This window comes from Petrotoga sp. 9PW.55.5.1, from assembly GCF_003265365.1.
In the GTDB taxonomy this organism is placed as follows: Bacteria; Thermotogota; Thermotogae; order Petrotogales; family Petrotogaceae; genus Petrotoga.
The window spans coordinates 100,682-113,656 of record NZ_AUPM01000031.1 but is presented as its reverse complement, the minus strand read 5'-3'; the positions used below and the strand labels follow the sequence as shown (position 1 = coordinate 113,656).

General features: G+C 32.0%; 17 protein-coding genes. 13 read left to right on the top strand and 4 right to left on the bottom strand.

Annotated elements, in window-relative coordinates:
- Positions 1-164 precede the first annotated feature (164 nt).
- On the top strand, positions 165-305 hold the full coding sequence (locus tag PW5551_RS10480; RefSeq protein WP_233488440.1) for a hypothetical protein: 141 nt from the start codon (positions 165-167) through the stop codon (positions 303-305).
- An 11-nt stretch (positions 306-316) separates the two neighbouring features.
- Here PW5551_RS10480 and PW5551_RS04990 read toward each other — a convergent pair whose 3' ends face one another.
- The 4 genes from PW5551_RS04990 to PW5551_RS04975 are packed head-to-tail and all read right to left on the bottom strand — an operon-like array spanning position 317 to position 3,937.
- On the bottom strand, positions 317-1,198 hold the full coding sequence (locus PW5551_RS04990; protein WP_113074691.1) for a pyridoxamine kinase: 882 nt from the start codon (positions 1,196-1,198) through the stop codon (positions 317-319).
- Positions 1,195-2,127 carry a pseudouridine-5'-phosphate glycosidase gene (locus PW5551_RS04985; protein ID WP_113074699.1) on the bottom strand — a complete coding sequence of 311 codons (933 nt, stop codon included), beginning with the start codon at positions 2,125-2,127 and terminating at the stop codon, positions 1,195-1,197. Before PW5551_RS04985 ends, PW5551_RS04990 begins: the two co-directional genes overlap by 4 nt.
- A 22-nt stretch (positions 2,128-2,149) precedes the next feature.
- Complete coding sequence (locus PW5551_RS04980; RefSeq protein ID WP_113074690.1) at positions 2,150-3,070, bottom strand: carbohydrate kinase family protein; 921 nt, start codon at positions 3,068-3,070, stop codon at positions 2,150-2,152.
- The gene (locus PW5551_RS04975) at positions 3,071-3,937 is read right to left on the bottom strand and encodes a hypothetical protein (protein ID WP_158526141.1); all 867 of its coding nucleotides are present in this window, start codon (positions 3,935-3,937) and stop codon (positions 3,071-3,073) included.
- 277 nt (positions 3,938-4,214) lie between these two features.
- Between PW5551_RS04975 and PW5551_RS04970 the strand changes: the two genes are divergently transcribed.
- From PW5551_RS04970 to PW5551_RS04915, 12 genes are read left to right on the top strand one after another with little or no spacing between them, the layout of a single operon-like run.
- Positions 4,215-4,700 carry a Na+/H+ antiporter subunit E gene (locus tag PW5551_RS04970; protein ID WP_113074688.1) on the top strand — a complete coding sequence of 162 codons (486 nt, stop codon included), beginning with the start codon at positions 4,215-4,217 and terminating at the stop codon, positions 4,698-4,700.
- The gene (locus PW5551_RS04965; protein WP_113074687.1) at positions 4,697-4,948 is read left to right on the top strand and encodes a monovalent cation/H+ antiporter complex subunit F; all 252 of its coding nucleotides are present in this window, start codon (positions 4,697-4,699) and stop codon (positions 4,946-4,948) included. The genes PW5551_RS04970 and PW5551_RS04965 overlap by 4 nt, the downstream gene beginning before the upstream one ends.
- A complete protein-coding gene (gene mnhG, locus PW5551_RS04960; protein ID WP_113074686.1) occupies positions 4,945-5,283 on the top strand; it encodes a monovalent cation/H(+) antiporter subunit G in 339 nt (112 codons plus the stop codon). Before PW5551_RS04965 ends, mnhG begins: the two co-directional genes overlap by 4 nt.
- A complete protein-coding gene (locus PW5551_RS04955) occupies positions 5,276-5,524 on the top strand; it encodes a DUF4040 domain-containing protein (protein WP_199562208.1) in 249 nt (82 codons plus the stop codon). The genes mnhG and PW5551_RS04955 overlap by 8 nt, the downstream gene beginning before the upstream one ends.
- Complete coding sequence (locus tag PW5551_RS04950; protein ID WP_113074685.1) at positions 5,521-6,246, top strand: Na(+)/H(+) antiporter subunit B; 726 nt, start codon at positions 5,521-5,523, stop codon at positions 6,244-6,246. The genes PW5551_RS04955 and PW5551_RS04950 overlap by 4 nt, the downstream gene beginning before the upstream one ends.
- A complete protein-coding gene (locus PW5551_RS04945) occupies positions 6,243-6,578 on the top strand; it encodes a sodium:proton antiporter (protein ID WP_113074684.1) in 336 nt (111 codons plus the stop codon). The genes PW5551_RS04950 and PW5551_RS04945 overlap by 4 nt, the downstream gene beginning before the upstream one ends.
- Positions 6,571-7,992 carry a complex I subunit 5 family protein gene (locus tag PW5551_RS04940; RefSeq protein WP_113074683.1) on the top strand — a complete coding sequence of 474 codons (1,422 nt, stop codon included), beginning with the start codon at positions 6,571-6,573 and terminating at the stop codon, positions 7,990-7,992. Before PW5551_RS04945 ends, PW5551_RS04940 begins: the two co-directional genes overlap by 8 nt.
- Positions 7,993-9,834 carry a proton-conducting transporter membrane subunit gene (locus PW5551_RS04935; protein WP_113074682.1) on the top strand — a complete coding sequence of 614 codons (1,842 nt, stop codon included), beginning with the start codon at positions 7,993-7,995 and terminating at the stop codon, positions 9,832-9,834. It abuts the gene before it with no gap.
- Positions 9,831-10,733 carry a respiratory chain complex I subunit 1 family protein gene (locus tag PW5551_RS04930; RefSeq protein ID WP_113074681.1) on the top strand — a complete coding sequence of 301 codons (903 nt, stop codon included), beginning with the start codon at positions 9,831-9,833 and terminating at the stop codon, positions 10,731-10,733. Before PW5551_RS04935 ends, PW5551_RS04930 begins: the two co-directional genes overlap by 4 nt.
- The gene (locus tag PW5551_RS04925) at positions 10,730-11,317 is read left to right on the top strand and encodes an NADH-quinone oxidoreductase subunit B family protein (RefSeq protein ID WP_199562207.1); all 588 of its coding nucleotides are present in this window, start codon (positions 10,730-10,732) and stop codon (positions 11,315-11,317) included. The genes PW5551_RS04930 and PW5551_RS04925 overlap by 4 nt, the downstream gene beginning before the upstream one ends.
- A complete protein-coding gene (locus tag PW5551_RS04920; protein WP_113074680.1) occupies positions 11,301-11,852 on the top strand; it encodes an NADH-quinone oxidoreductase subunit C in 552 nt (183 codons plus the stop codon). Before PW5551_RS04925 ends, PW5551_RS04920 begins: the two co-directional genes overlap by 17 nt.
- Entirely contained in the window at positions 11,839-12,948 is a 1,110-nt protein-coding gene (locus PW5551_RS04915) for an NADH-quinone oxidoreductase subunit D (protein ID WP_113074679.1), read from the top strand. Before PW5551_RS04920 ends, PW5551_RS04915 begins: the two co-directional genes overlap by 14 nt.
- Positions 12,949-12,975: the final 27 nt, after the last annotated feature.

The window sequence follows — 12,975 nt, the reverse complement described above, 5'->3', positions numbered from 1 at the left end:
TTTGGCATTGTTTTCTCCTTTGTTTGTAGGGTTGAAGTTATCTATTTAAATTATACCATAATAGTGATGGTTATGATCTAATACGCAAAAATTTATTCTTAAGTCTAAATTTCCTTAACTGTTACCCATGGATAAAGAGTAGGAGACTGAAAGACTACTCCTCTATGCCAATCAGGCTTATCAATAGGTTTTCCATGCATGGAACAGCTCCCTTCTGTAAGGAGGCTGAACAAATGGAAGTTTTAGATTACTATATTGAAGATATTAAATATAGAATAGAAACTTGTCAAGCTAAGGAAATTTGAGCTTAATTTTTTTAAATTTCATGACATTGCATAGGGGTTGGTTCGCTTAGTGTTTCGAGAACTTTTTCTAATAGTATGCCTTCTCTTGGCGGATAATTATAACCACAACTAGCTTTTAAACACGTGGTTACAAAGTAAGTTGCCTTATTAATAGCTGTTGATAAGCTGTCTTTATTTAATAGACTTCCCGTTATTACACTTGCAAAGGCATCTCCAGTTCCAGGATATGAGGCTTTTATATATTCATTTGTTATTTTCCAAAATTTTCCATCTTCTTTGTTATAAGCTATTACACCCGTTTTACTTTTATCTTTGTTTGGTATACTGGTAATTATTACAATCTTTGGCCCGTTTTCAGAGAGCTTTCTCATCCAATCTTTTAATTTGGATTCTTCCACCAATTCTGTGTAATTTTCTTCCAATAACAAACAAGCTTCGGTGTAGTTTGGAATGATTACATCTGCTTTTATTATTAATTTTTTCATTTCTTCAACTAAATTTTTCGTAATTGAAGAATAAAGTTGACCATAATCTCCCATAACAGGATCAACGACTACAAGAGTTTCTTCATTTTTTTTGAAATAATTTATAAAGTCAATTACGATGTCTATTTGCTTTTCAGATCCCAAAAATCCACTGTAAATAGCATCAAATCTCAAATTTAATTTTTTCCAATGGTTTATACTGGCTTTCATATGATCCGTTAAATCAGTGAAAACGTAATTTTCAAATCCATCAGTTTGGGTTGATAAAACAGCCGTTGGAATAGGACAAACTTGAATATTCATTGAAGATAATACTGGAATAACAACAGTTAATGATGATTTCCCAAATCCTGATAAATCATGAATAGCTGCAACTCTTTTGATGGGTCTTTCTAACAAATGAATCATTCCTTTAATTGATTTATTAATTTTGAATATTCTATTGCTATATCAGCTCCAAGTCGAGCGTTGTTGTACACTAATTCTATGTTTGCTTCTAAACTTTCCCCTTTGGTTAAGTCTTTTATTTTTGATAACAGAAATGGAGTTAGCTCCTTTCCTTTTATATTTTGTTTTTCAGCTTCAGATATTGCCTTCTCTATTATTTCTTCAATTATTTTTGTATCCATCGAATATTCTTCGGGAATAGGGTTCGCTATTATTAAACCTCCTTTTAAATCCAAATCCCACTTCGCCTTCATTATTTGAGCTGCTTGCCTAGCATTTTCTATTTTATATGGTAGATTTACTCCACTATTTCTGGAATAGAAACAAGGTAATTCTTCTGTCTTAAAACCAAGAACAGGTACTCCAAAAGTTTCAAGGTATTCCTTAGTTAGGTTTAAATCTAATATGGCTTTAGGGCCAGCAGATATCACAGCTACATTGGTTTTAGAAAGTTCTTGAAGATCCGCTGATATATCAAAGGTTTGCTGAGCATTTCTGTGTACCCCACCTATTCCACCGGTTACAAAAACTCTTATTCCAGCTAAGTTTGATATTATCATGGTCCCTGCAACTGTCGTTGCTGCATTCAATTTTTTTGCTACTATTACAGGTAAATCCATCCTGCTAGCTTTAAGAATGTTTTTTGATTTTGCCATAAATTCTATTTCATCAGCTGATAGTCCTACTTTCATTTTGCCGTTTATCACAGCTATTGTAACTGGGATTACTCCTTTTTCCCTAATTATTTTTTCTACATTCAAAGCCACCTCAACGTTTTTAGGATAAGGCATACCGTGTGTAATTATTGTGGATTCAAGAGCTACAACAGGTTGGTGTTCATGTAAAGCTTTCGATACTTCTTCTTTGACTTCTAAGTATGAATTTGTAATCAATTGAATTTCCTCCGTTTGTTCAAATTATAATTTCAGGGCTCATTTCGTCTGCTACCGTTTTCGGACTTTTCAAGGTTATTTGTGAGGCTTTTATTCCATATTCAATAGATTTTTCAACACTTTCATTTTGATATAACCCGAAAATTAATCCAGCAGTAAATGCATCCCCCGCACCATTTGAATCAACAATATCTTTTTCCTTTATTTTCTCCACAGAATAAAATCTCTTTATTTTATTTTTATTATTTATGTAAATTACTCCTTTTTCCCCATTAGTTATAACTATATTGCAAATATTGGAATGCTTTTTTTGAAATAGTTCTGAAATATTATCAATATCTAAGAAATCTATTTTTCTTTCAAATAGAGATTCCGTTTCTAATAAATTTAACGTGAGATAATCGATCTTTTCTTTAATATTTGCCAATTTTTTTACTTTCTTATTGGACACAGAGTTTACAACTATTAAAGCTTTTTTATTCTGAAAAATTTTCAGTATATGCCCAATAACCGATTCTTTCAAGTTTGTATCGATAAAGATTATTTTAGAATTTTCTAATATTTCTTTGTGAGATTCTATATAATTTACGTTTACTTCTTTCATTATTTTCATATCAGAAATTGAAACCATCATATCTTTTTTTTCATCTAAAACAGCTAAATAAATACCTGTTTGGTATTTATCCGATATTTTAAGACATTCTGTTCCAATATTCAAATCCTTTAACTCTTGTAATAGGATTTGGCCAAAAACATCTTTCCCAATAGATCCAAATAAATTTACTGGAATCTTCAGCTTTGAAAGATTATGTGCAACGTTCCGAGAAACCCCTCCAGAGGAATAAAAAATATTTCCTGGATTAGAGGTTTTTAGTTCTAACTTTTGGTATGATGAACCTTTTAAATCTAGATTAATTCCCCCTATAACAGAAATGGACAACTATATATCTCCCTTTAAAATTTTTTCTGGATTAAAAACCTTTACTATTTCTTCACAACTTTTTCTAAGCTTTTCTTCATCTTCTGGTTCTAAAGGAGAAAACCTATCTGCCGCTTGTATTAACCATTCTATAAGATTGATTTTAGCAGAACAAAGTATTGAAGTTATAGGTCTTGTAAGTGAAAATCTTATAGTTAATTCCACTTCCCTATAGCTATCAGAAGAAACATAGAGGAGGTCAGATATGTGTTTTTCGGTATTAGCTCTTGATACCTTTTTTGTTAAACTTTGACTACTTACTATTGCTGCTTCTTTTTCTTTCGCCTTAATAACCGTTTTTCTTCCATAACCAGTATACCAATTGACCCAATCAATCGGAAAAGTTATCACGTCAAAATTATAGCTTTCCAAAAGAGATAAAGCAATTTTTTCTTTGTAAGTAGAAAAACCAATATAATTTATTAAGCCTTGGGATTTAGCTTGTAATATTGCTTCTAAAGCTCCTTCAGGAGCGAAGATTGTTTGAGCCATTTCATCAGAATTTACAACAATTTGTATTAAATCTAAATGCTGAAGATTAAATATTTTCAACATGTAAATTATATCTTCTAAAATTTCATCACGATTTTTAGAATAAACTCTTCCAGAAATAAAAAGCTTGTCTCTGTGAAGATTTAACGGAAAAACAAGGGTTTCATCTACCAGTTCAATTCTTGGTGAAATTTCAAAAAAATTTACACCATTAATAATACTTTTTTCAAGATATAATTTTATGTCTTGGGAAACATGATTTTTAAACAATTTCTCCAAATCTAATCCTATTATTGATATTTCTTCGTTTGTTTTACCTAAAATTCTTTTTTCCATCAATAATTCCTCCTTTAAAAAACGGACCCCCGAAAAGTACATAAAAACTAAAGAAAAAACAAAATAACTATATATTTAATTATAACATATAATTTTATTTGATTTGAAAATCGGTAATCATATGTTATTAGAAGCGATTAGAGAGAAATATTAGCTTTTAGAATGAATTTTCTTGATTTTGATTTTATACTATATACTGGTATAATGTATACGTAAAATTTAAAGCATTAGATTTATGAGATTTTTTTCACAAACTATTTAGATTGGAGGGATAAGTGTGAAAAAGTTTATTACAACCTTTTTTGTTCTTTTCGCTATTTGGTTGATTTTAACTTCATTTACTGTTTCTGAAATAATCGTAGGACTTATGGTATCAATTGTCTTAGCAATTATTATATCTAAGATGGTGAGCTATGAATTCGATTTTTCTGTTTTTTACAAATTGTTTTTATTCATTTTCCTTTATGTGCCAGTGTTTATCTACAAGATGGTTCTTGCTAATATCGATGTCGCAAAAAGAGTTTTATCTCCAAAAATCCCCCTTAACCCTGGTTTTGTAAAAATACCTATTAACTTAAAGGGAGAAGTTGGTAAGCTAACCCTAGCAAATTCGGTCACTTTAACCCCCGGAACCTTGTCTATAGATGCTGATGAAGACAATTTATATATACACTGGATAGACATTAAAGGGGTTAATGAGAAAGATTACAAGGAAAAAGTTACAGGTAATTTTGAAAAAATTTTGGGGAGGATTTTCAAATGATTGAGATTATTGTGTTTTGTTTAATAGGTGGAGGAGTTTTATTCTCTGTTTTACGCATGATAATCGGTCCAGAAGTAACAGATAGAATCGTTTCCTTAGATACTGTGAACGTTATGGTTACTGGAATTATTGTTTTATTTGCTTTTGTTTTCAAAAATGAGATATACCTTGATATCGCGATAGTATATGGAGTTCTTTCTTTTCTAGAAACTGTAGTTCTTTCTAGATATTTGGAGGCGAAAAAATGAGCGTTATAGGATATTTTCTTTTAATCGTAGGTGGAATTTTTTATTTTTTAGGAGGTTTAGGAATTTTTAGAATGCCTGATATCTTCAACAGAATTCAAGCAGGAACCAAAGCAACAACTTTAGGAGCGTTTTCTTTGATATTAGGTGTTGGTTTTTTAAATCCATCCTGGCTTTTAAAAACAATTATTTTGGTTATTTTTATGACGATAACAAATCCTGTTGGTAGCTCAGCCTTAGCAAGAGCTTCTTACCTATACAAGTCAAAAACAACAAAATTACAGAAAGATGATTTAAAGTTATTATACCAAGAACAGGAGATGAGGAAAGATGATTGATATCATCAGCATAATCATAGGGTTGCTAATGATCGTGTTTGCATTATTGGCCATTGAGTCAAAAAAACTGTTAAACTCAGTGATTTTTCTTTCTATAACATCTCTTTTATCAGTTGTAGAATTCGTTATAATGAAGGCACCGGATGTTGCAATAACTCAGGCAGTTATAGGCTCGGGTTTAATGACATCTTTATTTCTCTTTACTTTGATGTCTTTACAAAAGCGTGGTGAGGGTGAATGAAAAAATTTATCTCTGCTTTTTTGACACTTGTTATTGCTTTTTTCGTTTTTTCTTTATTGTATGATTCACAAAGCATGTTTCCAAAATACGGCGAGAAAGATTTAAGTAAAATAGTTTCCCAAAGATATATTGAAAAAAATGTAGATGAAGAAAGGCCTTATCCGGAAACTGGTTCAGCGAACATTGTTACTTCAATTGTGGTTAATTATAGATCTTTTGATACTTTAGGAGAATTAACAGTATTATTTATTTCTGCACTTGGTGTTTCTTTGCTTTTAAATGTTGGGGGAGAAAGAATAAAGTTCAGAATTAAACCTAATTTCATCCTCAAAGCAGGGGTAAGAATAATTACAGGAATAATATTGATTGTTGGAGTTTATATATTCGTTCATGGGCACTTAACTCCTGGCGGAGGATTTCCAGGCGGAGCTATGATAGCTTCTTCAATTTTGTTGATGTATCTAAGTGATGATAATTTCAAAGAAAAGATGAATGCTTTTAATGTACTTGAAGGAACTTCGGGTATTTTAATAATAGTTTTAGGATTAATTGGACTGTTTGCCTTTAATTCATTCTTATACAATTTTTTGCCTTCAGGAAACATAGGAGAACTTTTTAGTGCAGGTTTAACACCTATTTTATATGTTCTTATAGGCTTAAAAGTAGGTTCAGAACTATCTAACATCGTTGGGAATTTTCTTTTTGAGGGGGGAGAAGCATGATTCAATACTTATTTTTAGCTTTATTTTTTGTAGGTATATATGGTTTACTCTCATCAAAGAATTTGATTAAAATGCTTATTTCATTAAATATTCTTGAACTGGGTTTAAACCTTTTTATTATCTCTATTGGATATATAAAAGGCAGTGAAGCTCCAATAATTACATTTGAATCTATAACAAGTTACGTTGATCCTTTACCACAAGCATTAGTCTTAACAGCAATTGTTATAGGGTTTGGAACTACAGCACTAGGACTTGCTTTTATTAGAAAAATATATATTGATAAAAATTCTTTAGAGATGGATGAAATTAGAGGTGGTATTGATGATTAATCCAATTCTTTTAATAGTTATACCTTTGCTTTTTGCTTTTTTAGCAGCGATTTTCAAGAGATCTTCTAAATTTTTATTGTTACTAGCTTCTTTTTTAAATATTATATTTCTTTTTTTCATTCAAAATGGAAGTTATGAAATTGGAGGATGGCAACCGCCTTTCGGTATCAATTTGCTTGTAGATAATTATTCGTTCTTTGGAATTGTTTTAATAAATATATTATTTATTGTTTCTATTTTGATAGGCTTCAAAAATATAAAGAATTACTCAACAGTCTTGATGGTAGCTTTAGCAGGATTAAATGGAATGATACTTACAAACGACTTATTTAATTTTTTTGTTTTTTTCGAAATAACAACTATCTCTGCCTACATAATCTCAACGTTACATAAAAAATTTCTTCATACTTTTAATTATTTAATACTAGGTTCTATAGGTTCAAGTTTGTATCTTCTAGGAATAATAATATTTTACAACGTTGCTGGAAGTTTGAATATGGTTGATTTAGCCACTAATTTTCCTGAATTATCTTTAAATATACAACTTATAGTGACTGTCCTCATTTTTTCAGGACTTGCTGTTGAAACAAAACTTTTACCGTTCAATGCATGGGTAAGAGGAATCTATTCGAACACTAATTCACTAACAGCCCCACTTTTTTCTGCAGTTTATGCTTCAGCTGCCATTTTAGTATTTGGAAGATTCTTTTCTAGTATTTTACAAACATCAGGAGCATTATTCAACATAATTATAACAATTACTTTAGTAACTTTTATATTTGCAGAAGCATCGGCTACATCCACAAGAAATATGAGAGAAATCCTTACATACTCTAGTATCGGCCAAGCAGGTTTAATAACTAGCTTATTTCTTATTGGGGGAGGATATGCTGCTATTCTTCAATTAATAAACAATGCTTTTGCTAAAACAGTTATGTTTTCTACCGCGGCAAATATTTACGAGAATAACTCAAACGATACTATTGATAGTGCAGCTGGAATTTTTAGAAAGTATCCTTTGGTAGGATTTGGTTTCACTATTTCTACCTTATCTTTGATTGGACTCCCGCTGTTTTACGGATTTTATGCAAAATTAAATATTTTAAATACGGCTTTTTCTTCCAATTGGTATTTTCCAATGATAATACTTTTAGGTAGTTTGATAGAAGGCGTTTATTACATTAGAATGTTAGTTAAATTGTGGGTACCTGGAGAAGAACACGAAGAAGCAACTGAAAAACTAACTACAAAATTTTCTATGAACAAAATATTTGTTATAAACATTGTAGCAGTAGTTTTTGGTGTTCTATTGTTATTTGGAGGAATTTATCCAGAACTTTTTGATAGTTTTGTTCAAAATGTTTCTAAACCATTAAATGAGTTAATATCTTATATCCCACAGGGAGTGATGTAGATGGCTTTGAACTCTCTTTTGTTAATTGGCTTATTGGCTGCACCTTTGACTTATGTTTTAACGAAAGTTAATAAAAAATTAGGTAGTTACTTTACAATTTTTTCAACGTTGTTTATTTTGATATTCTTGTTTGGATATATGAATGATACCGGAAGTATCTTCAACTTAATTAGTTTTGGAGAATTTTCTTTACAACTAGTTACTTCAAACTATGGTTGGTATTTTTCTATAATAATGGTTTTAACGTATTTTCTCGTTTCTTTTTTTAACCCTTTTTGGGTAGAAAAGTTAATCAATCCTGCTTCATACAATATGCTATACGTTTTTTCCGTAGTGTCTACTTTGGGCGTTTTTTATGCCAAAGATTTTTTAACGCTGTTCATATTTTGGGAGATGGTTGTTTGGTCATCTTTGTTTATAATCCCTCTTGGTAAATCAAGAAAAGCTTCTGTAGTTTACTACACTATCAGTACGATCGGTTCTTTTTCAATGTTTTTTGCGATAATGTATTTATATTCAATGTACCAGACTTTTGATATCTCAGTAATTTCACAGAATTTAATCAATAGTCCCAATACGGCTATTATGGCTTATTTCTTAATAATAATAGCTGGTCTTGCAAAATTAGGGATTTTCCCATTTCATACTTGGCTTCCCATTGCTCACGGTAATGCACCTCACACTTTCTCACCTGTTCTATCAGGTGGATTGGTAAAGATGGGTGGATTTGTTGCTTTGTTGGCTAGTGCGGTTATTCCCACTTCACAGATATTTTCAAACCATATTAAAATAATAGGAGTTCCTTACGAAAATTACATAGTTATGGTGTTAGGTGCAATAAGTATAGTGGTTGGGACCCTCATGGCGATAAAACAAGAAGACGCTAAAAGGTTAATAGCTTACTCCACCGTCGCTAATGGAGGATACATATTGATAGGGATATCACTTCTAGATCAATCAGGGTTTGCCGGTGGAATGATGCATATCTTTAATCATGCTATGGCATCAGCAGCAATGTTTTTAACTATTGGAGCCGTGGCTTATAGAACTGGAACTACCAAGATGAGTGAGTTAGGTGGATTGATTAAAAAGATGCCTGTTACCTTTGCAGCGTATTTAATAGCAATAATTTCAATGGCAGGGATTCCACCTATGAGTGGATTCGCTTCAAAATGGTTAATATTCCAAGGATTAGCAAACAAGGGTCTTATGTTTATGGCATTCGCTGCTTTTTTTGGAAGTATAGGGTCTTTCATGTACGTTTTTAGGCCTCTTGCTACTGTATTTTTAGGCCAATTATCACCAAAGTATAACGATGTGAAAGAAGTTCCTTTTTTAATGCAAATTCCTATGTTAATAATGTCTTTACTCACAATCTACTTTGGAGTAATGCCATCTCACATGTTGACATTTATATCAAAAATTCAAAGTTCTTTAAATATAACACCTATAACTATCGAAGGTTCAAAAATTTATTCTTTCAGCGGTATGTGGGATTCTGTTATTGTAACATTAGTTTTTGTAATAGGTTTCATTATAGCTGCTTTGGTTTTTTATACACATAAAAAGGCAGAACCTGTAGATCAGATGAATACTTACACAGCAGGTGAATTTATATACGATCCTGAATCTTACCATTATGCAAAAAATTATTACGCACCTTTTGAAAGATTATACAAGAATCATCCATCCGTAGAGAAATTCTATGATGCGATTGTTTTAAGAATAAACGAGTTCGGTCATCTAATAAGGAGTTGGTTTTTCTCTTCAAATGTTTCTACAGGAGTATTTTGGATCTCAGTAATAATAACAATAGCCTTTTTCTGGGGTGATAAATTATGAGTTATTTGATAGCATTTTCAATAATTATCATAGGATTTCTGTGGCAAGTATCTCTAGATGGTGTTCAGAGAAAAGTCACAGCTAAAGTTCATAGAAGAGTGGGACCACCATGGTACCAAGCGTTTATGGATATATTTAAAACGTTATCAAAATCATCGATATCTCATGGTTTTATATATGATTTCGGAGTTATGATGGCTTTAGGTGGAACAATAGCCACTTTGATGTTTTTGCCTTTTGGAAATATAGTAGCGTTTGAAGGCTTGGATAATTTCTTTGTGATTGTTTATCTACTTGCTGTTGGATCATTAGGTATGGCAATGAGTGCTTCTGGATCGGGAAACGCATGGGCGGGTATAGGCATAATGAGGGCATTAACTCAAATGCTTGCCTATGAAGTTCCTTTCATGATTGTAGTATTTGGGATGATTCACGCTTATGGCACTTCTTCTTTAAGTGAATTAGCCCATGTACAACAAATGAATGGAATTTTAGGATGGCATATCTTTACCATGCCCCTTGGTGCAATAGTTGCTTTTATCTCTCTTTTGGGAATGTTAACTAAAGTGCCGTTTGATACACCTATTGCACCTGCAGAAATAGCTTCAGGACCAATGGTTGAGTATGGAGGAAAACATTTTGGTATGTTGATTTTACAACATGAATTTGCTACTTTAGTAGAAGTAGGATTATTTGTGAACCTATTTTTAGGTGGAGGGAACTTATTGGAATATCTAATAAAATATTTTTTGGTCTATACATTAGTAACTTTAATATACAGTGTATCAGCTCGCTTTAGAGTAGAAAACGTAGTTACATATTTCTACAGAGTGCCAATCATTCTTTCTCTTGTTCAGACTGCAATAGTAATTTTTACAGGACTGGGGGTGAACGTATGAGTAACAAAGACCAAATAAAAGAAATAAATGTTTTCGAAGAAGATTTAAACGATACTATAACGTTTTGGGAAAAGATAAGAAATATATTTAGAGGTAAATCTCTTTGGATGCTTCATTATTGCACGGGTTGCGGAGCTGTTGAGTTGCCTCCAACAATGACAGCAAGATTTGATATGGAAAGATTAGGAATGGGACCTATGGCAACTCCTCGTCAAGCAGATGTTTTATTGGTAACAGGTTATCTAAGCGTTAAAACATTAAGAAGAGTAATATACACTTACGAACAAATGATGTTTCCAAAATATCTTGTTGGATTTGGTTCTTGTACTATAAACGGTGGGATATATTATGATTCTTATGCCGTTATAAATAGACTAGATTACTACCTTCCTGTAGATTTATACGTTGCAGGATGTATGCCAAGACCTGAAGCAATAATGAATACTTTTAAGACCTTAGAAAACATGATAACAAAAGGCGAAGCCAATGGATGGAAGAAATATGTAGAAAACTACGAATGGTACAGAGAAAACCAGATCCGTTCTTTAGGGGAGGTGTACGTAAAAGATGAATTCCACGAATGATTCTAAAAGTATTATAAGTATCTTAGAAAAAAGCTACGATATAAAAGAGTATTCTACGCCGAAAAATAATGAAATAAGTATTACCGTTGATCAAAATGATCTACCTGCTGTATTAAGTCACTTAAAAAGTTTAGGATGGAAGCAGTTAAGCTTATTGACTTGCGTTGATTGGATAAAAGAAAATAAATTTGAATTGGTTTATATACTTTTCAATTGGACAAACGCTATAACATTCATAGTAAGAACCAAAATAGAAAGAGAGAATCCTCAATATATTAGTATAGTTAATATCTTTCCTGGTGCCAAGTACTACGAAAGAGATGTACATGAATTCTTTGGTGTAAAATTTGAAGGTAATGAAGATTCAGAAAAACCACTGTTTTTAGAGCTATGGGATGATAAACCACCTATGAAAAAAGACTTTGATCCTTTGGAATATTCAAAAAGAAAGTTCCCTGATAGAGAATATGATGTTGAATCTGCAAAGAAAACGGTTATAAGGATAACAGAAGGTGAGAAAAATGAAAGAGCTTAAATTATACTTAGGACCTAATCATCCAGGAATGCATGGTAATTATAGTGTTCACATGTATGTGGACGGAGATACTATAGTTAGAGCTAGACCAATGCCAGGAATGTTACACAGAGGATTCGAAAAACTTATGGAAAGAAGATATTGGATGAACAACCTTGCACTAATTCCAAGAATATGTGTTCCGGAACCAGATATAAATGAAATGGTTTATTCTATGGCAATAGAAGAATTATCAGGTGTTGAGGTTCCTGAAAGAGCACATTGGATTCGAATGATTATCTTAGAATTGGCAAGAATAGCGAACCATTTGATGTCTTTAGGAGGCATAGGTGGACCGGTAGGTTTATATACTGGACCAAACTGGGGTCTTGCTGATAGGGATTTAATTTTAGATATATTCGAAGAAATAACTGGAGCAAGAATATACCATATGTACATAGTACCGGGTGGCGTTAGAAAAGATATAAGTGAAGAAACGATAGAAAAGATCCAGAGTTTTCTTGATTACTTGGAGAGAAGACTACCGGAGTATGAAGATTTAATCCTAAAAAATGAATTAGTGATTAGAAGAACAAAAGATAAAATATTATTACCTGCAGAGGTTGTTTGGGAGTTAGGGGTTACCGGAATAGGAATGAGATCTGCTGTGGGAAAAGCCTATGATATAAGAAAAGTTGACCCATACGCAAGATACGATCAAGTAGATTTTTATGTCCCGACAGCTAATTATTCTGATGGGTACACTAGATTATATTTCAAATATTTAGAAACTTATCAAAGCATTAAAATAATAAGACAGGTAATAGAAAAAATGCCAAAAAAAGGAGAAGTATGGAACAAAATTTCTGTTGGAAATGCGCTTCGTTGGAGGGTGCCAAAAGGTCAAGTATACACTCATGTTGAATGTACAAGAGGAGAATATGGTTATTACTTGGTTTCTGATGGAGAAGATAAACCTTATAGGGTAGCTGTTAGAGGAGCTTCTTATCCCCAAGGTTTACTTGGTGTGGAAAAATATATGCCAGGAACTAGAATAGACGACGCGGCACTTTGGATGGATACTATGGGAGTATGCGCTCCTGAAATTGACCGATAATAGATAAAATTAATAAAAGAGGTGAAC

Excerpts from the sequence above, each read along its gene's own strand:
- PW5551_RS10480 (WP_233488440.1), top strand. The coding sequence starts at position 165 with ATGCCAATCAGGCTTATCAATAGGTTTTCCATGCATGGAACAGCTCCC.
- PW5551_RS04990 (WP_113074691.1), bottom strand. The coding sequence starts at position 1,198 with ATGATTCATTTGTTAGAAAGACCCATCAAAAGAGTTGCAGCTATTCAT.
- PW5551_RS04975 (WP_158526141.1), bottom strand. The coding sequence starts at position 3,937 with ATGGAAAAAAGAATTTTAGGTAAAACAAACGAAGAAATATCAATAATA.
- PW5551_RS04965 (WP_113074687.1), top strand. The coding sequence starts at position 4,697 with ATGATTGAGATTATTGTGTTTTGTTTAATAGGTGGAGGAGTTTTATTC.
- mnhG (WP_113074686.1), top strand. The coding sequence starts at position 4,945 with ATGAGCGTTATAGGATATTTTCTTTTAATCGTAGGTGGAATTTTTTAT.
- PW5551_RS04955 (WP_199562208.1), top strand. The coding sequence starts at position 5,276 with ATGATTGATATCATCAGCATAATCATAGGGTTGCTAATGATCGTGTTT.
- PW5551_RS04950 (WP_113074685.1), top strand. The coding sequence starts at position 5,521 with ATGAAAAAATTTATCTCTGCTTTTTTGACACTTGTTATTGCTTTTTTC.
- PW5551_RS04945 (WP_113074684.1), top strand. The coding sequence starts at position 6,243 with ATGATTCAATACTTATTTTTAGCTTTATTTTTTGTAGGTATATATGGT.
- PW5551_RS04940 (WP_113074683.1), top strand. The coding sequence starts at position 6,571 with ATGATTAATCCAATTCTTTTAATAGTTATACCTTTGCTTTTTGCTTTT.
- PW5551_RS04935 (WP_113074682.1), top strand. The coding sequence starts at position 7,993 with ATGGCTTTGAACTCTCTTTTGTTAATTGGCTTATTGGCTGCACCTTTG.
- PW5551_RS04930 (WP_113074681.1), top strand. The coding sequence starts at position 9,831 with ATGAGTTATTTGATAGCATTTTCAATAATTATCATAGGATTTCTGTGG.
- PW5551_RS04925 (WP_199562207.1), top strand. The coding sequence starts at position 10,730 with ATGAGTAACAAAGACCAAATAAAAGAAATAAATGTTTTCGAAGAAGAT.
- PW5551_RS04920 (WP_113074680.1), top strand. The coding sequence starts at position 11,301 with ATGAATTCCACGAATGATTCTAAAAGTATTATAAGTATCTTAGAAAAA.
- PW5551_RS04915 (WP_113074679.1), top strand. The coding sequence starts at position 11,839 with ATGAAAGAGCTTAAATTATACTTAGGACCTAATCATCCAGGAATGCAT.